The organism is Dyadobacter sediminis, assembly GCF_005860765.1.
In the GTDB taxonomy this organism is placed as follows: domain Bacteria; phylum Bacteroidota; class Bacteroidia; order Cytophagales; family Spirosomataceae; genus Dyadobacter; species Dyadobacter sediminis.
This window is the reverse complement of record NZ_VCEI01000030.1, coordinates 194,291-217,146: the sequence shown is the minus strand read 5'-3', so window position 1 is coordinate 217,146 and position 22,856 is coordinate 194,291. Positions and strand designations below refer to the sequence as shown.

Below are 22,856 nucleotides of genomic sequence, written 5' to 3'. Positions count from 1 at the left end.
CAACCATAACAGCCGTGAGTAAGGACGTTGATAAAACGGGTATTTTTGATCGCATGCTGCCATCTGTCGATCAGGGCTATATGCTGTGTAAAATCCTGTACGACCAGAATGAACATCCTTCGGATCTCTTTTTTCTGGAATTCAATGTGCTGCCCAAACGTGAAAATGCTGACAAAAGACCGGAAATAGTCGGAAAGACAGTCCGTGAACTTGCCCCCCGAAGTGCGTCCTACTGGATTGAGAGAGCGGGTTATGCAAGTCGCACAAAACAGCAGACGCATGAAGAATATTATGCCGGTGCCTTACAACAGTGGTTTGACGTTTACTTTCTTTTTACAGGAAGTACAGATAAAGATCATATCTCTGTCATTTTCAGAAATATAACCCGGCAAAAGCAGAAGGAAGCCAGCGTTGCTTTTCTGCTGGAAATGCAGGACAGCATGGCAGGACAGGATACAGCAGAGAAAATCGCGCATGTGGCAGGCGAGAAAATCGGCACGTTTCTGGATATTGCGTTTTGCCAGTTCATACATATAGATTATACTCTTGCTGAGTGGGAGCTTCTTTATCAGTGGTATACAAAAGACGGACAAGTAAATCACGAAATTATATCCATACCTTACTGGCGTGACGAAGCATTCAGACATGCGGCACGTGCCGGCAAAAATATTGTCTTTCCAAAACCGGATAACGAGCCGGAAAAGATCGGAAATGCAGATACGACCGGAACGAAGTTATCCTATATAGCTGTTCCATTTCACCGCAATCATACACTGACCTTTATTCTGGTTGTAGGAAATCCGGCTCTGCGTAACTGGCAGCCTTTTGAAATAAAATTGGTGGAAGAATTGTCTGTCCGAATTTTTCCGCATTTCGAACGTGCGCTGGAAAAATCCGCGATGAAAGAAAAGGAAGCACTTACGCAAATCATAGTTGATACCACAGAACTTGCTACATGGGAATGGAACCTGATCATAGATGAAGTAAGCTGGAACAAGCAGCATTTTCAGCTTTTCGGTATGAAACCGCAGGAAGGACGGGTTAAATCAGAAGCTTTTCTGAACCATATTTATCCTGATGACAAGGAATTTATTACCGCAGAGCTTGCAAAGTCGGTTCATGAAAATGTGCCTTTCAGCGCAGAGTTCCGTATTGTCCGCGATGATAATATCATCCGGTGGATGAGCGGATACGGCCGGGTTACGCAGCAGAAAAACGGAGTTACAACGCATATGAGCGGCGTAATGCTGGATATTACCGAGCGTAAACAAACTGAAACAACGCTGCGCAATAGCGAAGAAAGACTGCGGAAGCTTATCAATGATGTCCACGATTATGCTTTGTTCATGATCAGCGCAGATGGTATCATTACGGAATGGTCGGCAGGTGCAGAAAAGATCAAAGGATATACGGACGAGGAAGCTATCGGGAAACATTTTTCCATGTTTTATACACCCGAAGATATAGCAGACGGCCAGCCTGAAAGAGAACTGGTGAAGGCTATGGCCGAAGGACATGCTGAAACGGAAGGAACACGGGTGCGTAAAAGCGGAGAGAGGTTTCTGGCCAGTGAGGTGGTGACAGCTGTTTATAACATCAGCGGCAAGCTGACCGGTTTCAACAAAATAGCCCGCAGTATTGCAGAGCGCAGGCAAGTGCACGAATCACCGAAGCAGTCTATTGAACAATTCAGGAGTGTGGTCAAAAGCATATCGGAGTACGCCATCATTATTTACGATACCGGCAATTACATTACGGACTGGAACCCTGGCGCGCAGATCATGTTTGGCTTTACGCCCGAAGAAGCAATCGGACAGTATGCCGGTATTATTTACACAGCTGAGGATAAAAAAGCAGGCATTCCGGAAAAGGAAATTTTTGCCGCCCGACAAGAAGGGCGTGCCGTTGACGAGCGTTATCATGTGCGTAAAGACCAGTCAAAGCTGTATGTTTCCGGCATCATGTCGCCGCTTTACAATAAGGACGGCAAGCTGGTGGGATATGTTAAAGTCGCACGTGACCTGACGGAGCGTAAAAAAATGGAACAGGCCCTGAGAGATGCAGACCGCCGGAAAGACGAGTTTATGGCAATGCTCGGACACGAATTGCGCAATCCGCTGGCGCCGATCCGGAATATACTTCAGATCCTCAAGCTGACCTATCAGAATGATGAATCACTAAATTCTTCAGTAGATATGATGATGCGGCAGGTGGATCATATCGTTTATCTTGTCAATGACCTGCTGGATATGAGCCGTATCAACAATGGAAAGATAAATTTCCGTCCCGAACGGACCGATCTGGTTTCTGTTACAAGACGAGCCGTAGAGATGGCTAGGCCAATGTTCCAGAACGGGAACAGGGTACTGGCAGTTCATCTGCCTGAAGAATCTATTTACATTGACGGGGATATTACACGTATTATACAGATTATTAATAATTTGCTGAGCAATGGTGTCAAATATACTTTGGCAGAAGGCAAGGTAATACTTACCTTGAAGCAGATAGAAAACGAAGCCGTCCTGAGTGTAAAGGACAATGGCGTAGGCATTGCCAGAGAACATCAATATGAGGTTTTTGAGACCTTTGTTCAGATCAATGCAACGATTGACCGCTCCATGGGCGGCCTCGGACTTGGGCTTTCTATGGTCAAGCAGCTGGTCGGGCTGCATGACGGCTCTGTAAAAGTAATTAGTGCCGGACTTGGTACAGGAAGTGAATTCATAGTGAAATTTCCTGTAATTGATTAAAATTAACCAACATACACATGTTAACTCCACAGATAAAAGAGAAAAGCGAGGGCCGGCGCATACTGGTTATTGATGATAATCATGACGCTGCAGATACCTTGGCTATGATGCTTCGGCTGACAGGAAATGATGTAAAGACTTGTTACAGCGGACTGGATGGCATAGCGGCTGCCGAAAGTTTTCAGCCGGTTGCCATTATGTTAGACATCGGAATGCCAGAGGTTAACGGATACGAGACCTGCCGGATAATCCGGGAAAAAGAATGGGGAAAATCAATCGCTATTATCGCACTGACCGGGTACGGACAACAGGAAGATATTCAGAAAAGCAAGGAATCGGGGTTTAATGCACACCTGGTAAAACCTTTGCATTTGCCTGATCTTACAAAACTTCTGGATATACTGCTGCCAAAAGCGGAATAACCTTACTTCACGTTATCGAAAATAAATACCTTGCCTGATACAAACCGGAAATTTCATTTTGTCAAAATCGTAAATGCCGGCTTGTAACAGGTTGGTATCATGATCGTTTTTTTAAAATTTAATTTATCGGCTAATAAATAGCAGTTAGCAAACATCCTCGGAAAGTTTTGTTTCAGATTTACATCAATGCTGGAAAGTTGATTATATTTAAAATAATCTACTGTTTATTTCCTAAAACTCAAAATATGAAACTTGCATTTTCCCTGATTGTTTCTTTTTACCTGATGACTGTTCAGGCGCTTTTTCCTGAATATAACAAAAAAGCTGCTCTTCCCGTACAGACAAACAGACAGGCGGATAAACAACCGAAAACAAAGGAACTTCCAAGAATCGCCATTGCAGGCCTTGGCATAGAATCCAGCACATTTTCACCTGCGCTCACCAATGAAGAGGCTTTTCATGCGAAAAACGGAGCTGAAATTTTTTCATCTTATCCTTTTTTAACGGCCGATTCACTGGACCGGAAGCGGGCCAACTGGCTCCCTGCGCTGGTTGGGAAATCGTTGCCGGGCGGTGCAGTTACAAGGGAAGCATATGAATCGCTTGTCAGGCAGACGCTCGATCTGCTTAAAAAGAATGCTCCTTACGACGGGCTTTTCTTTGATATTCACGGAGCCATGAGCGTAGTGGGCCTCGATGATCCGGAAGGTGACCTGATCGTAAGAATCCGGGAGGTAGTCGGTAAAAAGACGATCATTTCAACTTCCATGGATTTGCATGGAAACGTTTCCTGGCGACTGGCACAAAATACGGATCTGATTACCTGTTACCGTATGGCACCGCACGAGGATGCCATGCAGTCGAAGAAACGTGCTGTTGAAAATCTGTTGGCCCGAATGGAAAGCGGAAAAGGCAAGCCTGCATACAAAGCCTGGATTCCGGTTCCGATATTGCTGCCGGGTGAGAAAACAAGTACAAGGATAGAGCCGGGAAAAAGCCTTTACGCGAAAGTTGCGCCCGCATCGGTACAGCCCGGCATTGTGGATGCGGCAATCTGGATCGGTTATGCATGGGCCGATGAACCCCGCAATCATGCCGTCGTAATGGTTACCGGTGATGACAAGGAAAAAGTAACCGGCACGGCTGAACAGCTTGCAGCAAGTTTCTGGAAAGTACGTTCGGAATTCGGGTTTGTAGCGCCTACGGGCACTTTGCAGGAAAGTCTTGACAAAGCAATTGCCAGCCAGAAACACCCGTTTTTTATCAGCGACTCAGGCGATAACCCGACTGCCGGAGGCGCAGGCGATGTAACCTGGACATTAAAGGAAATCCTTGCGCGTCCTGAATTCAAGTCGGAGAACGGGCCTTCTTTGATATATGCTTCCATTTCCGGTCCGGAATTCGTAAAAAGCGCCATTGCTGCCGGGGTAGGTGGCAAGGTGGATGCTTATGCAGGCGCGAAAGTAGATGCCCGGTTTGCACCGCCGATCCGACTTGCGGGTATTGTAGAATCCATTGAGCATGGCGACAAAAATGCAGAAACGGAAGTTGTCGTGAAAGTCGGAAGCGTGCATGTGATCGTTACGCAAAAACGCAAGCCTTATCATAAAGAAAACGACTTCACAAAACTGGGCCTCAATCCACGGAAATCAGACATTGTGGTAGTAAAAATCGGATACCTCGAACCCGAACTTTATGCCATGCGGGCAGACTGGATACTGGCGCTTACGCCCGGCGGCGTAGATCAGAATCTGGAAAGGCTGCCGTACAAAAGGATCAAAATGCCGATGTTTCCGTTCAGCAAAAACATGGCCGATCCGGATCTTTCAGCCAAAATCGTTCCTTCATCAGATGAAATCTAAGTTTGGTAAATGTAAGTAATTACTGGCTTTTGGCTGTCAGCTACTGGCTGTTAGTTTTATAGTTTTAACTTGTTCAACTTGAATTGAACACATGGCATAAGAAAATGACCAGCTGTAAATACAGGTTTCACAACTTGTGTTTACAGCTGGTCTGCTGCTTTATATTTACTATGACTTACATACCTTTATTCCAGCGATTGCCGTAAAAGCGTTTCTGGTTAAAATGTTCATGCTCGTAAAATCCTTCCGGATGGCTTTCGTAAGACGTGGCACCTGCTGCCACCGCTGCTGCCAGTCCTGAAAAAGTATTCCGGATTGCAGATTCTGTTGCCGGTGTTATATTGCCTTTTTCGTATTCCGGCAGTCTGTAAACCTGTTTGGAAGCCAGCTCCGCGATAATTACTTCGTCATCACTTTCATGCAGTGTTGCCAGCCCGATTGGTAAAAGGACATTTTTTGAAGATGGATTCAAATCACTTGCATCCAGATCTACAACAATATATAATACTTTGCGTGATACTTTATCAAAGATCAGTTCCTCCACGTCACCGATTTTACTTCCCGATACATCTTTGACTTTCCAGCCTTTAATGTCAGGCTGTCCGTCTGCTATCTCGAAATCACTTCCGCCCAGTTCTTCCAGGCTGCTGTTTTCTGCTGAATTTTCATGGATGGCCATTGTCGTTTTATTTAAGGTTTTAACCGTTTTTCGTAAGCCGAAATGCGGTTTTATTTTTGTTTCATCACCACAATTTCAACCCTGCGGTTCATTTGTCTTCCTTCTGCAGTAGAATTGGTCGCAACCGGGTCATTCTGCCCTTTTGATTCAACCGAAATCTTGTCATTGGAAACACCGGCATTTTTTACCAGCCAGTCTTTTACCGACTCCGCCCGTTGTTTGCCAAGTTCGGCATTATGGCCTGCTGATCCTGTCGAATCCGTATTTCCGTAAACCGCTACTGCGCCTCCGGTAAATCGTTTTTTGAGAGAAGCGGCTATTTGCTGAAGCTGCTTTTCAGCACCGGACTGAATATTGGACTCGTCTGTTGCAAACAATACATTTTCACCCAAACCGTAAATCGTATAATTATCGTTTCCTCTTACCGTAATGCTGGTGTCTGTAATTTCTTCATACGATGCATTCGGAGAGTTGAAATCTATATTGTCCCAGTTTGGAACGGTTACTGCTTCAATCTTTAAAGTACTGTCTTCAGTGACTACTTCGGTATCGGCTACTTCGTCTTTGCCGCAACTTCTGAAAAGGAAAACAAGTGCAAGAATAACAAGTGCCAGAATAAGCCATATCCACCATGGCGATTTCTTTTTGGGTTGTACGTCGAGTTCTGCCATAATTGTTTCAAACTGTTATTATGAATTAAAAATAAAGGCTTCAGCTTCTGCTGAAGCCTTTTACTGACTTCCAAAATGAAATTGAATTACAGATCCAGTCCTGATTTTCTCAGTCTTTCTTCGTCTGTAAGATCTTCAACTTCAACTTGTGTACTGCGTACGGTATCGCTGATTACTTCTTCTCTTTCGTCCACATCTTTCACAAGGCTAACTTCTTCAACCACGCGTGCTTCTTTGGATACAACCGGCACTTCTGCATGCTCAACAACTTCGATGGTACCTTCTTTGAAAGCAGTAAAATCTGCTTCTGTGGCAAGACGGTCAACAGATGTTCTTTCTACAGATACAAATTCTTCTCTTAACCGGATGCTTTCTTCAACAGGGCGGTGTATGATACGGCTTTTCAATCTTACTCCGCCGGTTTGTACTTCACGTTTTCCAACATGCAGTTCTTCTTTGATAACAGGTATGGCACCGGTACCGGTTATATTATCGCCAACATTTGTTTCTGTTGAATACGTAGAATCGGTCAGATCGGTTGAAAGTGGAGTGCTGCCTGTTACGCCGGCTAACGTCGGATCGATGTAAGCTGTATCGGTTGTCAGTGTGGAACCCGTTGCCAGTGTAGCGTCATCATAAGATGATCTTGAAGTATCCTCGTCCACATCAACGGCTCCGTAATTATCCAGAATTCTCGCAGCCTTTTCAGCTTCATCGGCTGTTCTTGCATGTACCGTCAGGATTGTCCCTCTGCGGCCCGCTTCGGTATACCGGTCCAGATCGTCGTCATCATCGCCGAAAAGGTTTCTGAAAAAGTTTCCGATTCCATCCGATGACTCATCTTTTCTGTGCGTATCCACTGTATAATCTGTTCCTGTTGTTGTTGAAGATGTTTTTATATCAACATTATCGCTTGTAAATCCATTTGCAAGCAAATACTTCTGCGCTTCCTGCGCCTCACTTGTATATTCGAATATTCCTACTACGGTACTTGACATGATCTTGGTATTTTAGGTTGTGGAATGATTAATTGTAATACGGAGTGCTTATAAAATTTTTATGCCAGCCGGGGTTTATCGTATCGGCTGCTTCTTTTCAGAAATCATTTGCAAGTGCCTGAATCTGCAGGAATTATTGGATAATATCATCGCTTTTTTCAGCAGTATAAAGCATTTGGAAGCCTTTTATGTTCTTTCCGGCAGAACCGTAATTCAGAAGCTTTATGCCGTGTATTGTACTGAATACCGGAATACTGCAGACTGTTCAGGTTGCTGGCTCTTCTGTTTGAAGTTGAGGAATGATACTCCCATTTTGCGACTTGTTTTACTTACATCATCGGAAGTAAATATTTATCCGGATCCCGTATCTGATTGGATGGATACTGAATCAGCAGATCGGGAAAATGTCTCTGCTGTCCAGATTTATAATGCAGATGAAAAGCAGGTTTATCAATCCAGGTTAAAGTCTTCGAATACAACGGACATTAAAAATCCGGCAGCAGGCATCTGCCGTGTAAAAGTATCCGGAAAAGGCAATTCGGTTTGCAAGTATATTCAATCGACCTGCAATTGCACTGTACTGGTTCGCATTGATTTTGCATCTTCCTTTCCGGACATCTTCGGAAAGATTTCTTCAACGTTACTATCATATACAGGTATCAAAAACAAAAGAGAACCTGAAAATACATTCAGGTTCTCTCCATCTATGCGTAAGATGCCTCTATGCTTAGTTGCCGTGCATCACCTTCAACGTTTTTGTAAATTCCTCGCAGCTTACTTTAACGAGTAACATTCCTTTTGCATACGGCTGTACATCAAATGTAAACTGATCCGTAGTGTTCGATTTGGTTACTTTTTCTTTAATGAGCGTATTTCCGCGGATGTCAAAAATCTCTACTTCAGGAGTGGTGTTTGCCGGTCCTGTAATACTTGCAACGACCTTTCCGCCACGTATCGGATTTCCAAGAAGTACTGCATCCCATTCCAGTTCCGCTTCCACATCTTTGGTTGGCATTCCCGGATGTAAATAGGAGCCGGTTGTTTCATGATCAATGTAAACCGACAATTCTGTGGTTCCATCTTCACCTGTATACTCAATAATGCATGAATGATCCGGAATCTGTAAATTTCCTTTTTCGCCGGTAATACTGATCACCTGCTTTTTCCCATCTACCAGAAATTGATACTTTCCATCTGGAGTAGGCATGGTTATGCTCAGAGGCCTTGTGCCCGGACCAAGCGGCTGAATCTGTTTCTGCTTTGCAAGCGTTGGCAAAGAGATTCCCGACATGACAGTAGCCAATCCCATGGCTGTCATCTGAATAAATTTTCTGCGTTCCAATGTCATTTTTGATTTACTTAGGCGATTGGTAAAGGTTTAGAAACCCTGGAATAAAGAGATGATGATTTAGTAATTTCCATATTGGCAAATTCAATGGCAAGACTTGCCGGATGCGCATTGCGGTAAATACCGAATTTCCAGTAAGGACCTATTTCGTCCGGATAGCCGATTCCGATACCTGAAAGGTTAATCAGTTCCTTCCCGTTTTGCCAGAACTGAAGCTGGCCTTTTGTCGGTGAGAACCTTACCCGCATGACTATTCTGTGCCATTCCCCTCTCGGAAGCTGCGTAGTGCCCCGTAGTACAGCTTTCGGGTTTTCTCTGTGCGGATTGTCTGTAGTTGCGCAAGTATAAATAGTCATTGTATCTAAGTCTTTCAACCGGAGTCCGAGCACAGGGCTGGAACTCACATCCCTGTCGTCCTCGCTGGCATGGAATTGTCCGATGAAACAAACCTCTCCTGAATCATAATCAAGCGCTTTGCCGGGTAGAATGCGAATGGAGTAAGAAACCCAGATGTCCTGATTGTGCGGAAGGTTTGCATTCTTTTGATAGAATTCCGAGCGCTCTTTTGGTTTTGTGCTGTTTGCATCTCCGGCCCATCTGTCGCCTGAGTTAACCTGTACGCGGAATATCGGTGAAGTTTTGTTTAAAGCCTGCTGCAGAGACCATGATTTGTTAGGTGTCTGGGAATTGAATTCGGTTCCCAGAATCATAACCCGCGTGTTGGTCTCGCCGACACTGGTGTATTCCGCTGGAAAAAGCTGCTGGGCCGTTTGGTCTTTCAGTTCCAGAGGCTGGTTCGGCTTGTAAAAATTAACCATCTGTACCGCATTTTCGGAAGCCGATATTTCAAAATTGTCAGATTGGTTGACAAGCCATGTTCCGCCGTCTTTACGCTGTACAAAAATGTCATTGGTATCTGCACTGGCCGGTTTAGGCAAAACAACCTCATCCGCTGATCTAGTGGCCGGACTTTCCTTGGTACGGATGTAGCTGGTCATCTTTTCACCTTTCTCGAGCTGAATTCCCCAGACTAGGATTCCGCTGTTACCATCGCCGCGGTAAGATGGGGTTGAATTGGAAGGCTCAGGACCAATTTTGGCAGAAGTAGAACTGCTGGCTTTGAATGTAGCAGAGCAGCGGTACCAGCCATTTCCTGCACTTTCTACAAAAACACCAAGGTAACTGGGATTGAAAGTTCCCGCTTTTCCATTGGCAAGGTCAAAGTGAGCTGTGGAACCGTCGATGTTGAAATATGCCCATTTGCGTTCGGAGGCTTTCATGAACGCACTGAAAGTATATATGCTTCCTGAAGATGTAGAGACTGAGTTGGCGGGTGCTATATAATGTGACGAACTATTTCTGTCCTCTTTTAGCTTAAACGCGTTTAAGGTTCCGTCCGGAGAGCGGGTACCGGAAGTGGTAATCACCGAATACTGCTTTCGCCATGAAGAATGATCAAGCAATTGTGAATACCGGATCAGATTTGTTGCTGCTGCTTCAATAAGCGCACCGATCAAAGTAGGTGTGCCGTCCAGGTTATAATTATATCGCAGACCAAGATTGGTAACTACCGTATTAGGTATATATGTAGTCGCATTCGAACCTTGTTCAAATTGCGCTCCCCAGGCAAGCAGGTATTTGTCTTCATTCCCACTGTAATTGATAGAATAATTATCATTTAGCATATAAATATGCAATCCGGATGATGTTCCGAGATCCGGTAAGCCGGTTATCTTCAGTCTCCACCAGCCGTCACCGCTATTACTTGCCTGATAACTAAGTACATTTGAACTTGTAGAATAAAATTTACCGGACGACAGATTGAATTTCACACCCGGATTGCCGCCTTTGAAAGCAGACCCGTTCAGGAAACTGAACTGAACTTTATCACATGTGCCTGCTTTTACATAGATGCTTATCGTAAGTGGCACGCCTTTTGCCACAGTTAAGGAACGAGAGATGCGGTGTTCTCCGGAACCACTCTTTTCTCTGATTCTGTTTGCGGTTTTAGAGCCGTCAATGGTTGTGATAGTGCCTGGGATGGCTGCTGTGGCACCTACACGCATCCAGTCACTTGTTGTAAAATCTTCGCTGTGGGTCAGCATGTTACTGCCTTGCTGATCAAAATGAAGGTAACCATCGGCTCCGTAGAAGGATGCTTCACCCTTTCTTGAAAAAGTCAGGGCACTGTTTAGTGTTGCACCTTGTCTGAAATCAAATTCTTTTAGTGGGGATAATATTTCTGCCATAATTGTGGAACATTATTTTATTTGATAAACAACTATACTGGGGTACGTTGATATGGAATAAATTTTTAATCGACTTGTATAGCTTTTGAATAGGCACAAAGTTTCTGTTACACAAAAGTTTCCAGTCAAGGTTACTTTGTGTCCCGATATAAAAAAACTACTAAATTTTTTAACATTGTAAGGGGTCACTGCAAACAGAAAACGACGTTCTCGTAGCTGTCACAGTATTCTCATTCAGGTCATCGCCGTGTTAAAAAACGCGGTAACAGCCTGACAGCAAATCCGGAAACTTACTGTGAAAAATTATTTAATGTACTTTGTTGATGACAGATAATTCAAACTTTTTATTTTTTCAGGTGCATCACCATAACTGGTTTAACCGATGCTGATAGTTAGATAATCCAACAGGTTATCTATATAGAGGAGTAGACTTATGGTACAAACCTATTAAAAATTTTTAATAAATAGGTTGCCATGACAAATAAAATTTCAGAAAACTCCGAAAATGAAGCAAGTTTTCAGAACTGAAAATGCAATTTTTTGTTCATATAATACAAGTTTATCTTTTGGCATCTTTGGTAACATCTGATTTGTAAAAGCTTGTAAATAAGCATGTTGACTTCGTAAACAAAAGATTGTTTATCTATGGTTAGTCTATCGAGTTCATGTATTATATATGCAAGTATAGAAAGACAAAAATTTTTTTAAATAATTTAAAAAAATTCTAGAATCTGGACGTTTTTCGATGTAGTTTGTTGTCAAATTTCGTTGTAGAAGGAAATAAAGTTTTATATTCCCGTAAACCTAGTTTGTAGAGCAAATTCGCTGTTTTAGCCCTCTTCGCCTTCATCCGAGCCATTGTTTCTTTCTTTTTCCTTGGCGCGGTTAAGCCGGTAAGAAAATGTAACCAGAAACTGCCGCGTGCGCCACAGCGATTCGGATCTTGAATAATAGCCGGCATTTTCAATGATGCTGCGTTGCTTTCTGCTGTTGAGCAAGTCGCGTACACTTGCTGTGACGGTGGCCTTTCCTTTCAGCACATCCCGTGCCAGACCGAGGTCAATGGAATATTGCGCCAGATCTTTTCCCTGTGTGGTTTTTCTTGGTGCCCGGTAATTCAGTGAAGACTGAAAATCAACATTTTTGAATAAAGTTACTCTTGATGAAACCCGGCTTGTCCAGGTATATGTGTCGCTTTTCAGGATCTTGTCATTGTAAATGCCTTCATTGACTACTCTGAAAATATTGGCATTGGCCGTCCATTTCCACCAGTTGAAAGGATCGTAAGTAAGGTTAAATTCAAAACCGTAGGAATCGCCTGTTGACAAATTAACGGGTGTGATTCTCGTAAATCCAGTAGAATCCACCGTAGTGATATGTTCTACAACGCCTAGTCTGTGCCGATAATAAACACTTGATAACAAGGTTCCTTTTTCCATGTTCAGCAAATGTCCGGCTTCAAAGGAATGTGTATATTCAGGATTCAGCAAGGGATTTCCAGCCCTGAAAACGCGTGAATCGCTGAAATTGGAAAACGGAAGAAGATCCCGGAATCCCGGCCGGCTGAGTCTGGAACTGTAACTGAGCTGCAAAGTTTGGGAATCTTCCAGTTTGTACGAAAGATGAAGGCTTGGAAACAGATTAAAATACTTTCTGTGGCTTGTCAGGCCGGTTTTTTTCAATTCCGTCAGGATATCGGAATACTCGACGCGTAAACCTCCCTGAATAAAAAATTTGCCGAACTGGTTGCTGGCCATCAGGTAAGCTGCATGGATCTTTTCATTATATCCCAGCCGGTTATCAAAGTCAGGAAGGATGATCCAGTTCATGTTTTCGTTCTGCTGGTGTACTGAAAAATCATTGTCCAGCAAGCGTATAGAGCTTTTCAGGCCGGTTTCAAATTTCCCGCTCTTGCCGAAAGGATGAATGTAATCCAGCTGAAAAAGCATGTTTTTCTCATCTTCTGTGTTGAAAGAACGCTGGTAAATGCTTGCCGTTTCTCCGGCTGTACTTTCATTGAATCGGGAAGCTTCCGTTTCATCGCTCAGAATGTATTTTGCAACGATGGTCAGATTCTGATCTTTCCTTGCAAAGGTTTTGCTGTAATTAAGCGCGGCTTCAAAATTATTCCTTGGCTCGGTTTCCCTTTCCGTCCGTGTTACGGTTCTGGTAAGATTGTTGTTAAAGTCAAAATCCCTGTATTCCAGTAATGAATGATTGGTATTGCTTGATTTTCTGTAAGATACGCTTCCGGTAAGTGTATTGAAATTATTGATGAAATAATCCATTCCGACCGTAAAATTGTTCGAAATACTGCTTCGGTTTCGTTTGCTGGTCTGCTCGTACACAAAGCTTGTATCTGCACTGTTGTATTCCTGACGCGAATTGCCTCTTCCCGGCCCTTCGCGGTACATGTTTCCGTAACTGGCAATCAGGTTTACTTTTCTTTTTCTGTAATTGATATTGAAAGAGCCGCCGAAGTTGTAGGGATAGCCGCCCGTAGCTGTAAATGAGCCGTTAAGGCCATATCGGATGTTTTTCTTCATAATGATATTGAGAATGCCGACTTCACCTTCTGCATCATATCGGGACGAAGGATTGGTGATGATTTCAATGCTTTCGATCAGGTCGCCGGGTATCTGGCGCAGGGCATCGGCCGGGTTCATGCCGATCATTCCGGATTGTTTTCCATCAATCAGAATCCGTACATTCTGGCTTCCGCGCAGTGCCACGTTGCCTTCCACATCCACTGTAACCGAAGGCATGTTATTAAGAATGTCCGAAGCATTGCTGCCGATATTGCTCAAATCCTTTCCTACATTGAAAACCCGCTTGTCAAGTTGCAGGTCCATCTGGCTTTTTTCGCCTTTTACCACCAGTTCTTGCAATACTTTTGCATTGGATTTCAGAGAAATGATTCCGAGGTCAATGTTCTGGCCAGCAACGTTAACATCGGGAACAATCTTCTCATCCAGTGTCAAGTAAGTGATTTTGAGGAAATAATTTCCAGGTTTTGCCGGAATTGCAAATTTGCCGTTTTCATCCGATGCAAGACCGCCGGAAAGAACCGAATCTTTGGATGTATAAAGCGCTACGTTGGCAAAAAGAACAGGCTGTTTGTTTCCGTCTTCAAGCTGTCCGCCGATTACATATTCATCGGAGGCCTCATCCTGCGCAAGACACGGTGAGAGCAGGAAAGCTGTAAAAGCCAGTATTAACGACAAGATTTTCATAGCAGGATTGATTTGAACAGCCGTTGTACATGATTGACGCAAACAGCAACTGATGGTTTAATCCAACTGGCAAAAATCTGTGCCACAATTATTTAACCTTGAATTTAATTGCAGGAGCCGGCCAGCAGCGGAAAGCCGGGCTTGCACATTCCGGAAGTTCCGAAAACAGGCATTCTGACCTGATTCGTGCAGAAAATCTGTTTTTGATCATCAAAAATACAACCACTTTTGATGCTGAAACTATCCATACTTTTTACGCCGATTTAGTGTATTTGTTCCGTTCGAAATACTTAGGGAATGCATAAAAGTTTGATTATGAAAGATTACAAGCCCGGTTTCCATACAATTCCAAGTATTTTCTTTCAAAAGGATAGCGGTTATCTAATTGGTTTGCACCTGCTGATCCAATCATTTTGAAGAGGCGACAATGAATAATTCTGCTCCGGATACTATGGATTTCTCTTTTTTGACCAACTTGCAATTTGCCGGTTAAAAACCGAAGGTCACCAGCTGATAAATGAGTATCCCTGTTTAATCATTGTCTTTGGAAAGCAAGACAGAACTAAATAGTATTGCAGTTAGAAGTATTGCTTACTAGGAGTTTTGCTGTGATATAAACAGCCAAAGCCATCAAGGACATATTGTAAGATTGCGGCGAAAAGGAATCTGCTTCACTGATACAACTATTGGCGACCCACTCAGGAATCAAGGAACCTGTTCAGCATTTTATTTATAAATGGCTGAAAAACACACGTCTGATTAGAAAAAATAAATACTTAGTCTTCTGCTGATGATTGAAAACGCTACCCGGCCCCGAACAGAGATTTCGCATAAAGTCCAACGGATTTTTGGATTGGACCTGATGCGGGCTTGTTCTATCATAATGGTATTCCTTGCGCATTCGGTACCCATTAACCCTCTTGATACCCTTTTTCCTTTTGATTATCTGTTTATTGGCGTGGAAGCATTTTTTGTGCTCAGCGGATTGCTGATCGGCCGGATTATCCTGAATACGCTGTTCAGGCCCCGGATCAGCTGGCAGTCTGTACGGGTTTTCTGGGTTAATCGATGGCTGCGTACCTTTCCGGCCTATCTGCTGACCTTCGCAATTCATTATTACGTTTCCGATCCTGCACCAAACAGATTGTTTTATTTGGTTTTTGCACAGAATATAATTACCCCGCCGCCCGGTTTTTTCCCGCATTCATGGAGCCTGGCCGTTGAAGAATGGTTTTATCTGCTTTTTCCATGTTTGCTTCTGGCCATAGCGTATGTGCTGAAAAATGATCAGAACCGCCATCGCATTTATTTCACAGGTATTGGATTTATTATCCTGCTCGGGTTGCTGGCAAAGCTTGGATATCATTTGTTGTATTCACAAAATTTTCTTTCCTATCTGCTTGAACATAAGCTGCTTCTTCCGGGCTGGAGGGTTTTTGATACGCCCGCCGGCAACTGGGACAATATGCGGAAAATGGTTCCGTTCCGGATTGATTCCATAGCATACGGATGTCTGGCTGCCTACATGCTGGAAAAATACAGCTTGTCGCAAAAGACCAGAATTTGGCTGCTGGGAATAGGAATAATGGGCATTATATGCTGTTTTCCGATTATCAAACATACCATTGCGCAGGGGAAAGCCAACTTTTTCACGGATGTTTTTCTGCTTCCGCTTTGTTGCTGCTCTTTCGCACTGATGCTGCCGTATGCTGTAACTTGCCCGCGTCCGGGAAAGTGGGCAGCAAAGCTGATTACAACCATCAGCCTCACATCCTATTCCTTTTATCTGATCCATGTATTAATACTTGAACTGGCTGTAAACTATTACCAAAGCAATTTCACAGACGCTTTCGCTCCAAAATGGGCGATCTTTACAGGTGCATATGCCATTATATACCTGGTATCCCTGCTGATGTATAATCTGGTAGAGTTGCCATTCATGAACTACAGAAAAAAGCTTTCTTTCAATTAACTTCTTCATTTTCATTTCTTCCGTAGCCGGCTTTCTTCCGAAAACCGGTTTATACCAATTTGTATCTCAAAAATGTAACTTATGGTTATATACGTTACCGGTATATCAATGCAATCGTTTGCATACTTGATTTAATTCATCAAATTGTATTGCCCGGTTACTTCAAGAAATTCACCGGTGAATTTCACGATTCTGCATCATGCTGTTTTATGTGATCCAGTTTATACAATCCCGTGTGGAAAGAGGACAGCTTTGTTCTATGTTGGTTCCTTTGCAGCATGTGTTTCAGACATCAAATTGTTTTTTGTAATAACCTTATCTGCAGAAATCAGCATCCTTCATTTTCTATGATATTATTGTTCAATCCGTACTTGAAAGTTGATTTAATTTAATAAATTGGCTTGGCTATAAACCCAGTTCCTGATTCAGAAAATCCATGCATTCAACACGTCTTTTTAGCGCCGGAATAATCATTTTCGCGGCACTGTTTTTACCGGCATACGGTCAGCAGGCAAGCCGCGGCAACTTGTATATTTTTGGCGGCTCGCAAATGACGCTAACCGGTTTCCATACTTTTAAGAACAGCAAAAAAGGAATGTTTCCGGGTGTTATCATCACAGACCGGCAGGCACCGATAAGCATTCTTAACTTTGCCGAAAATACATCTCATGCCGGTGCAGGAGAAAATACGCATGTTGATGGCTATGTCCGGAAATATGGTCATACGCCGTTCATTTTCCCGGTTGGTGATAACGGATTTTATGGTCCTTTTGCTGCTTCCGGCAACGGCACCACAGGCGCTTATTATCATGCCGATCCTTCCATAGCAGTTACAAGCAATATAACCGGAGGCAATTATCCTGCATTACCGGCCGGCGCACCGTTTCCGGTAGAAGCAAAAGCCGATTCTCTTCATGCAGTGAGCACAGTGGAATACTGGGATATTGACGGAACTAGTACAACTCCCGTAACACTGACGTGGGACCCGGGCAGTAACCTGGCAGCATTGACGGGCTCAAAGCTGAATCTTCTGACCATTGCTGGCTGGAATGGAGAAAGATGGGTTGCAATTCCGTCGGCTGTGGATTTTACTTCTGTTCTGGGAATTGCCAGTAATTTGTCCAAAGGCTCTATTACGTCCATAATGGCCATCGTCCCCAATCAGTATAAAGCTTACACATTTGCTGCGCGTACCGAAAACTATCCGGGATCTGTAATCCGGTTCTCGGCGGAGCCAAAAGACAATACGGCCGTTCTGAAACTGGATGATAGGGAAAAAGCCAGCACTGATTTGATTGAGATAGAGCGCAGCGTAAAAGGGACAGACTGGGAAAAAATAGGCAGGTTTGAAGCTCCGGACCTGAATTCTGCAGAAAACGGTTATTCTTTTATTGACGATAAAACGGTAAACGGAGAAAATCTTTACAGACTCCGAACTGTAAACCGCAACGGCACTTTTACATACAGCCCGGTAAAAAGTGTAATAATCGAAAAGGGGCTCGACGAAATATCCGTCTTTCCCAATCCTGCTTCAGACCGATTGAAAGTAAGTCTGAAAAATAAGGCCAGATGGAGCCAGATCGAGAGCTTTAAAGTAAGCAATGTCAAAGGCCAGGATCTTACAAATCTGGTTAAGGTACAGGATGAAGAACTTAACCTGGACGGGCTGGTCAACGGAACTTACATTATTTCAGTAACCGAACAATCAGGCAAAGTTTCACATACCCAATTTGTTGTTGCCAGATAAAGTCGGATTGTCAGTTTGCCAAAGTTGATTTTTAAACAATCAATTCTGATAAGTCAGGCTAATGTATCCCGAAGTAACTTTGGTTGTGCAGCCCGGCTGAGGATTTTTGATATCTGCCTTGATGGAAAAACCGATCCGGTCATAAGATGAAATTCCAGCCAGGATGGAGACATTGTAAACGAAGTTTTCGGCATATACCGGCGACAGTCTGTCGCGCGTTCCGGAATTTTCAATCACAACGCCATTCCGTACCAGATCTACAGACAAACTCATTAAAGAAGTGCCCGTACAGCCACTGCTGTTCACCATTTCAAGTCGGGTTCTTACATTATAGTTTCCCGGTTGGCCGACAATAAATCCTTTTTCATCGAGAATCCAGAATCCGCCGCTAAATTGTCTGAAATTTGGGTATGGAATAATTTGTACACTATCATCCTTTAATTCACTTGTATATGCCCCGTCACAAACTCCTCTTGCAGACGGGCTCAGGCTGTTGGAATTTATCAGCTGCCAGCTTGCTCTTCCCTGCACATCGCTTGTAAGTACCCTGCCATTTCCCTGCGATCCGTCCCTGATTGTAACTTGTCCGGTGGATTTGTCTATCCTGAACCTGCGGCCATTGGTTACGCCTTCCACTTCCAGGCTTGCATTGGGATCGACTTTCGTAATGTTGTTCCCGATTTTCAATTGTGCAAATGCAGCTTCGGAAAAAGCAAGCGTTGCCAAAAAGAACGAGCAGAACAGAAAAGTTTTTTTCATCAGAGGGCCATTAATTTTGATAAATCATCTGAAAACCTCCTGCAACGACTTTGGTTGTGCAGCCCGGCTGCGGATTCTTTATATCGGCTTTAATCGAAAACCCGATCCGGTCGCCACCCGAAGCGCCGCCCAGGATGGAAACATTGTAAACGAAATTTTCAGCATATACCGGTGCCAGCCTGTCGTCCGTACCGGAATTCTCAATTACTACCCCGTTTCGGATCAGATTTACCGACAGGCTCATTAGTGAAGTTCCCGTACAGCCGCTGCTGTTTACCATTTCAAGCCTTGTTGTAAAATGATAATTTCCTGGCGTACCGACTATCAATCCAATCGGATCAACGCTCCATTCGCCAATCAAAGATGAAATATTCGGGTATATGATCGTTTGTGCAACGCCATTTTCCAGTACATCGGTGTATGCACCAAAGTAAACAGCTCTTGAAAAAGGGGCAAGGCTGCTTGAATAAACCTGCTTCCAGCTTGCTCTTCCCTGCGCATCGCTTGTAAGTACCCTGCCGTTTTGCTGCGATCCGTCCCTGATCGTAATTTGTCCCGTGGATTTATCTATCCTGAATCTGCGCCCGTTGGTTACGCCTTCCACTTCCAGACTTGCATTCGGATCAACCTTCGTTATATTATTTCCGATTTTCAGTTGTGCAAATACAGTTTCGGAAAAGGCAAGTACCGTCAAAAAGAACGAGCAGAACAGGAATGTTTTTTTCATTATGAACGTGAATAAGGACGATTATTAAAAGTTTGCAAACTGTTTTTTACGGCATGGAATATGGTATTCAATATTATAAAAATAATTGGATTTGCAAGTGTGATTTCTGCAAACCGCATGCAGTAATCTGTGATTTTACATACATCTTAGAGTTTAATTCTGAAATCTTAAACATCGGTTCATTTATCAATGAAATGAAAATGAAGCAGCTAAAACCAGTTGCATGCAAATGCATGGATCAAGCTGCATTTATTCTTTGAATCCCATTCAAATAATTGGTATTCCAAATCTTTGCAAGGTAAGTTGCAAACCGCTTTTCAGCCCCTGTTACTTGATTGCTTAAAGAAATGAGGCGAGTCCAAAAAAACTATTCAAAAGAAAGTAAAAAGTAAAAGCCGTCTTCCGATTCACCTTCGGCTGTAATAATCCAGCCTTGCGAACGGTAAAAGTTTAAAGCTCTTTCGTTTTTCTGAAGGCATTTGAGTGTGGCCGGCCTTGAAATTTTTTCCAGACATGCATTCAGGAGCGACTTGCCAATACCTTTTCCGGTGAAAGCGGGACTAACGAAAAGAGAATGAATGAAATTATCGGGCGGCCACCATGCAATGAATCCAACGGGTACGTTCTGACTGATGGCCACAAGTAAAGTCTCATCTTCGGTCACGGCATCAAAGTCGTGCAGATAAAAAGTGTCAGGATTAATCCAGGGAAAAGCGAACCGGCGTGCCTGCATATAAACCTGCCGCAATTCCTGTGTATGCTGAGGGGCATATTCCGAAATAGCCCAGCATGGATTTTTCATGTATGTATAAGATTTTTGGAAATGACCAAGATAAATATAAATCTGAATTTACTCAGGTATAATTTCAGCAGAATGATCCAGTGCGCAAATGTGCCTTTTGGGCGGGCATTATAAATCAGCCAAAGTTGCATACTTCTGTTCATTATGGATGAAAACGCCGACGGTATGATGCTATTCCTCAGGCCATTTGATTTATGATATTGCGTATATAAGCTACGGTGTGGGGCATTTAAAAAGAAGTTATGGAAAACATTTGTAGTCAGAGTATAAATAAAACATGCTCGCTCTGTAACGAAGATTTGAAAATGCCGGCAATTATCCGGCCTGATCAGCATCATTCCTTTGGAAATGGATTATAAGCGGGGCCGACATTCACAAAAACCGTTCCTGCATTCATTATCAGGTACCAATAGCAGCCATGTGCATGATTAATGCCATTATGGTGACAAAATTGTGGAAGTAATTCAGCTTAAATTCAAAATACTTGTGAAATTCTGGTAAATAAACGGGAATGACATTTGTTGAGTACTGACCCTTGGTATTAGTAATAGTAATAACAATTCAAACTCACGTCAAATTATGATTCTTAGAATGGACCGGCTGCCGATTGAGCTGCCAACACCTAAAAATCCATCGCCCAACGATGCAGCAGCAATACAGGAGTTGCTGGGAGGAAAATTTGGAGAAATGTCGACCTTGATGAATTACACGTTCCAGTCATTCAATTTTCGGGGACGCAACCGACTGAGACCTTTTTATGACCTTACAGCAAGTATAGCAGGCGAGGAGTACAGCCATATTGAAGTTGTATCCTACGCCATTAATCTTTTATTGACCGGAACAACAAAACGTGGGTTTGATCCGGAACCAGGCCCGCTGAAAGAAAGCGTGAATGCCCGTCTTTCCCGTCACTTCATTGCGAGTGGACAAGCTTCTTTGCCAATGGATTCCATGGGCGACTGGTGGACAGGCCAGAACGTGTTCAGCAGCGGTAACCTGAAGCTGGATTTACTGCATAATTTCTTTCTGGAGTGCGGAGCAAGAGCGAACAAAATGCGTGTTTATGAAATGGTTACAGATCCTACTGCACGTGAAATGGTGGGGTTCCTGCTCGTTCGCGGCGGATTACATGTTGTTGCTTATGCCCGGGCGCTGGAAATTCTTACCGGTGTTGCAGTTACCAAGCTGGTTCCGGTTCCGGAACTGAGCAACAAAGCTTTCCCGGAAACACGCAAGTACGAAGAAAACGGCGTTCACAGAAAGTTGTATACATTCAGTAAAGATGATTATCAGCAGGCCGGTCTGGTTTTCAATGGTCCGCACCCTGAAGACGGATTGCCTCTGGAAGTAGTGTTCGGGTCACCCGAAGGCGTGCCGATGCCGGATCTGGAAGAAGAACCGCAACTGAACTCACCGGGCGCAGACGGCATTGATCCTGAAATGTTCCGTGACATTGCCATGAAGCTGGGGATCAAATTCTGATTTCCGGTTAGCAAATGGATTTACAGCGGGCAGGAATCAGAATCCTGCCCGCTGTATTTTTTTAACAGATTCTGAAAACAACCTTAAATTCGTACTTGCAAAATCAAAGCCAACTTATTCTATCCAAATAACGGCCCGTTTTTATAAGCCGGGTGAAAATCATCCTGGTTTTTGAAATGGAAAACAGAAGTTAAATGTAACTTGCCTGAAACACTCAGTCATTTGGTTTTTAACATGTCCAGAAAGATACTCTCAGCACTTTTATTATTGTTTTGTATAACAGCGAAAGCACAGCTTGTTTCGGATTCGCTGCTGATTGAAGGGAGGCAGCGCAGCTTTTTATACAATAAGCCAAAGACCGTCAAACCCGGCGCAAGTCTTGTATTCATTATGCATGGCTCCGGCGGCGATCCGCAGAGTATTGTGAGGCATGCCACGAAACTGGAAGCCATGTCGGAAGCTGAAAATCTGATCATTGTTTATCCTGCGGGTTACAAAAGATACTGGAACGAATGCCGCAAAGCTTCCACAGCTTTGACGAATGTTGAAAATCTGAATGAAGAAGCCTTTTTTGAAGGTATGATTGCCTATTTTAAAAGCAAATTCCATATTAACGAAGCGCATGTCTTTGCCAGCGGTTTTTCCGGCGGCGGACACATGGCTTATAAGCTGGGATTGACAATGCCTGGAAAGATCAAAGCCATTTCCGCCATTGTGGCCAATTTGCCGACGCAGGAAAACATGGATTGTACGCCAATGAACGTACCCATTCCGGTAATGATTACCAATGGCACAGCCGACCAGACAAATCCTTACAATGGCGGCGAAGTCAATACGCCGGGCGTAACGCTGGGCACCGTACGCGCAACGGAACAATCGTTTCAATACTGGGCAAAGCTGGATGGCTATGAAGGAAATCCGGTCAAAACGATGCTGCCCGATGCAGATAAGAACAATAATGTAACAGTTGAAAAATATACCTATCAACAAAAAGGAAAGCCAGAAGTTACGCTGCTGAAAGTAATCAACGGCAAACACGAATTTCCTACGGACTTTGATGTTTTTGAAGAATCCTGGGCTTTTTTCAAAAGGCAGATTACTGCAAAGAAATAGATGTCTGTCAACAGCAAGTAAAAAGATAAAGGCATTGTCAGC

Annotated in this window: 18 protein-coding genes; 8 read left to right on the top strand and 10 right to left on the bottom strand. The window is 43.6% G+C overall.

The genetic code is table 11. From position 1 onward, the window contains the following. The first annotated feature begins 14 nt into the window (after nucleotides 1–14). From FEM55_RS22275 to FEM55_RS22265, 3 genes are all read left to right on the top strand, one after another. On the top strand, nucleotides 15–2,750 hold the full coding sequence (locus FEM55_RS22275; RefSeq protein ID WP_171036636.1) for a sensor histidine kinase: 2,736 nt from the start codon (nucleotides 15–17) through the stop codon (nucleotides 2,748–2,750). A gap of 17 nt (nucleotides 2,751–2,767) precedes the next feature. Further along, entirely contained in the window at nucleotides 2,768–3,172 is a 405-nt protein-coding gene (locus tag FEM55_RS22270) for a response regulator (RefSeq protein ID WP_138283530.1), read from the top strand. Between the two features lie 245 nt (nucleotides 3,173–3,417). Further along, nucleotides 3,418–5,034: a M81 family metallopeptidase gene (locus FEM55_RS22265; protein WP_138283529.1), complete on the top strand. Its 1,617-nt coding sequence runs from the start codon at nucleotides 3,418–3,420 to the stop codon at nucleotides 5,032–5,034. Between the two features lie 175 nt (nucleotides 5,035–5,209). Here the strand turns inward: FEM55_RS22265 and FEM55_RS22260 are convergent, their stop codons facing one another. The 3 genes from FEM55_RS22260 to FEM55_RS22250 all read right to left on the bottom strand — a co-directional run bounded on the left by FEM55_RS22260 (nucleotide 5,210) and on the right by FEM55_RS22250 (nucleotide 7,382). Then, nucleotides 5,210–5,713, bottom strand: a complete 504-nt coding sequence (locus FEM55_RS22260) for a PRC-barrel domain-containing protein (protein ID WP_138283528.1) — start codon at nucleotides 5,711–5,713, stop codon at nucleotides 5,210–5,212. Nucleotides 5,714–5,763: 50 nt separating this feature from the next. Then, complete coding sequence (locus FEM55_RS22255) at nucleotides 5,764–6,384, bottom strand: OmpA family protein (RefSeq protein WP_138283527.1); 621 nt, start codon at nucleotides 6,382–6,384, stop codon at nucleotides 5,764–5,766. Between the two features lie 86 nt (nucleotides 6,385–6,470). Continuing rightward, the gene (locus tag FEM55_RS22250; protein WP_138283526.1) at nucleotides 6,471–7,382 is read right to left on the bottom strand and encodes a YsnF/AvaK domain-containing protein; all 912 of its coding nucleotides are present in this window, start codon (nucleotides 7,380–7,382) and stop codon (nucleotides 6,471–6,473) included. Between the two features lie 61 nt (nucleotides 7,383–7,443). Here FEM55_RS22250 and FEM55_RS25530 point away from each other — a divergent pair, with 61 nt between their 5' ends. Continuing rightward, nucleotides 7,444–8,172 (top strand): T9SS type A sorting domain-containing protein, encoded by a 729-nt coding sequence (locus tag FEM55_RS25530; protein WP_510185827.1) that lies wholly within the window; start codon nucleotides 7,444–7,446, stop codon nucleotides 8,170–8,172. On the opposite strand, the gene FEM55_RS22245 is transcribed toward FEM55_RS25530, so the two are convergent. The 4 genes from FEM55_RS22245 to FEM55_RS25045 all read right to left on the bottom strand — a co-directional run bounded on the left by FEM55_RS22245 (nucleotide 8,110) and on the right by FEM55_RS25045 (nucleotide 14,460). Then, nucleotides 8,110–8,730 carry a T9SS type A sorting domain-containing protein gene (locus tag FEM55_RS22245; RefSeq protein ID WP_138283525.1) on the bottom strand — a complete coding sequence of 207 codons (621 nt, stop codon included), beginning with the start codon at nucleotides 8,728–8,730 and terminating at the stop codon, nucleotides 8,110–8,112. The two genes, FEM55_RS25530 and FEM55_RS22245, sit on opposite strands and share 63 nt — an antisense overlap. An 11-nt stretch (nucleotides 8,731–8,741) precedes the next feature. Further along, the gene (locus tag FEM55_RS22240) at nucleotides 8,742–10,979 is read right to left on the bottom strand and encodes a phage head spike fiber domain-containing protein (protein ID WP_138283524.1); all 2,238 of its coding nucleotides are present in this window, start codon (nucleotides 10,977–10,979) and stop codon (nucleotides 8,742–8,744) included. A gap of 830 nt (nucleotides 10,980–11,809) precedes the next feature. Next, nucleotides 11,810–14,212, bottom strand: a complete 2,403-nt coding sequence (locus FEM55_RS22235) for a TonB-dependent receptor (protein WP_138283523.1) — start codon at nucleotides 14,210–14,212, stop codon at nucleotides 11,810–11,812. 104 nt (nucleotides 14,213–14,316) lie between these two features. Beyond that, nucleotides 14,317–14,460 (bottom strand): hypothetical protein, encoded by a 144-nt coding sequence (locus FEM55_RS25045; RefSeq protein WP_171036635.1) that lies wholly within the window; start codon nucleotides 14,458–14,460, stop codon nucleotides 14,317–14,319. Nucleotides 14,461–15,002: 542 nt separating this feature from the next. Here FEM55_RS25045 and FEM55_RS22230 point away from each other — a divergent pair. Together FEM55_RS22230 and FEM55_RS22225 are read left to right on the top strand one after the other, a co-directional pair. Further along, nucleotides 15,003–16,184 (top strand): acyltransferase family protein, encoded by a 1,182-nt coding sequence (locus FEM55_RS22230; RefSeq protein ID WP_138283522.1) that lies wholly within the window; start codon nucleotides 15,003–15,005, stop codon nucleotides 16,182–16,184. A gap of 436 nt (nucleotides 16,185–16,620) precedes the next feature. Beyond that, nucleotides 16,621–17,931: a T9SS type A sorting domain-containing protein gene (locus FEM55_RS22225; protein ID WP_138283521.1), complete on the top strand. Its 1,311-nt coding sequence runs from the start codon at nucleotides 16,621–16,623 to the stop codon at nucleotides 17,929–17,931. A gap of 39 nt (nucleotides 17,932–17,970) precedes the next feature. Here the strand turns inward: FEM55_RS22225 and FEM55_RS22220 are convergent, their stop codons facing one another. From FEM55_RS22220 to FEM55_RS22210, 3 genes are all read right to left on the bottom strand, one after another. Further along, on the bottom strand, nucleotides 17,971–18,690 hold the full coding sequence (locus FEM55_RS22220) for a hypothetical protein (RefSeq protein ID WP_138283520.1): 720 nt from the start codon (nucleotides 18,688–18,690) through the stop codon (nucleotides 17,971–17,973). Nucleotides 18,691–18,700: 10 nt separating this feature from the next. Further along, nucleotides 18,701–19,417 carry a hypothetical protein gene (locus tag FEM55_RS22215; protein WP_138283519.1) on the bottom strand — a complete coding sequence of 239 codons (717 nt, stop codon included), beginning with the start codon at nucleotides 19,415–19,417 and terminating at the stop codon, nucleotides 18,701–18,703. 367 nt (nucleotides 19,418–19,784) lie between these two features. Then, nucleotides 19,785–20,219, bottom strand: coding sequence for a GNAT family N-acetyltransferase (locus FEM55_RS22210; protein ID WP_138283518.1), 435 nt, complete (start codon nucleotides 20,217–20,219; stop codon nucleotides 19,785–19,787). Nucleotides 20,220–20,798: 579 nt separating this feature from the next. On the opposite strand from FEM55_RS22210, the gene FEM55_RS22205 reads away from it, so the two are divergent. Beyond that, nucleotides 20,799–21,701, top strand: a complete 903-nt coding sequence (locus FEM55_RS22205) for a manganese catalase family protein (protein WP_138283517.1) — start codon at nucleotides 20,799–20,801, stop codon at nucleotides 21,699–21,701. Nucleotides 21,702–21,935: 234 nt separating this feature from the next. Continuing rightward, on the top strand, nucleotides 21,936–22,814 hold the full coding sequence (locus FEM55_RS22200) for a CE1 family esterase (protein ID WP_138283516.1): 879 nt from the start codon (nucleotides 21,936–21,938) through the stop codon (nucleotides 22,812–22,814). The last annotated feature ends 42 nt before the right edge of the window (nucleotides 22,815–22,856 follow it).

Excerpts from the sequence above, each read along its gene's own strand:
- FEM55_RS22235 (WP_138283523.1), bottom strand. The coding sequence starts at position 14,212 with ATGAAAATCTTGTCGTTAATACTGGCTTTTACAGCTTTCCTGCTCTCA.
- FEM55_RS22220 (WP_138283520.1), bottom strand. The coding sequence starts at position 18,690 with ATGAAAAAAACTTTTCTGTTCTGCTCGTTCTTTTTGGCAACGCTTGCT.
- FEM55_RS22210 (WP_138283518.1), bottom strand. The coding sequence starts at position 20,219 with ATGAAAAATCCATGCTGGGCTATTTCGGAATATGCCCCTCAGCATACA.
- FEM55_RS22205 (WP_138283517.1), top strand. The coding sequence starts at position 20,799 with ATGATTCTTAGAATGGACCGGCTGCCGATTGAGCTGCCAACACCTAAA.
- FEM55_RS22270 (WP_138283530.1), top strand. The coding sequence starts at position 2,768 with ATGTTAACTCCACAGATAAAAGAGAAAAGCGAGGGCCGGCGCATACTG.
- FEM55_RS22215 (WP_138283519.1), bottom strand. The coding sequence starts at position 19,417 with ATGAAAAAAACATTCCTGTTCTGCTCGTTCTTTTTGACGGTACTTGCC.
- FEM55_RS25045 (WP_171036635.1), bottom strand. The coding sequence starts at position 14,460 with ATGGATAGTTTCAGCATCAAAAGTGGTTGTATTTTTGATGATCAAAAA.
- FEM55_RS22250 (WP_138283526.1), bottom strand. The coding sequence starts at position 7,382 with ATGTCAAGTACCGTAGTAGGAATATTCGAATATACAAGTGAGGCGCAG.
- FEM55_RS25530 (WP_510185827.1), top strand. The coding sequence starts at position 7,444 with ATGCCAGCCGGGGTTTATCGTATCGGCTGCTTCTTTTCAGAAATCATT.
- FEM55_RS22255 (WP_138283527.1), bottom strand. The coding sequence starts at position 6,384 with ATGGCAGAACTCGACGTACAACCCAAAAAGAAATCGCCATGGTGGATA.
- FEM55_RS22245 (WP_138283525.1), bottom strand. The coding sequence starts at position 8,730 with ATGACATTGGAACGCAGAAAATTTATTCAGATGACAGCCATGGGATTG.
- FEM55_RS22240 (WP_138283524.1), bottom strand. The coding sequence starts at position 10,979 with ATGGCAGAAATATTATCCCCACTAAAAGAATTTGATTTCAGACAAGGT.
- FEM55_RS22230 (WP_138283522.1), top strand. The coding sequence starts at position 15,003 with ATGATTGAAAACGCTACCCGGCCCCGAACAGAGATTTCGCATAAAGTC.
- FEM55_RS22260 (WP_138283528.1), bottom strand. The coding sequence starts at position 5,713 with ATGGCCATCCATGAAAATTCAGCAGAAAACAGCAGCCTGGAAGAACTG.
- FEM55_RS22225 (WP_138283521.1), top strand. The coding sequence starts at position 16,621 with ATGCATTCAACACGTCTTTTTAGCGCCGGAATAATCATTTTCGCGGCA.
- FEM55_RS22200 (WP_138283516.1), top strand. The coding sequence starts at position 21,936 with ATGTCCAGAAAGATACTCTCAGCACTTTTATTATTGTTTTGTATAACA.
- FEM55_RS22265 (WP_138283529.1), top strand. The coding sequence starts at position 3,418 with ATGAAACTTGCATTTTCCCTGATTGTTTCTTTTTACCTGATGACTGTT.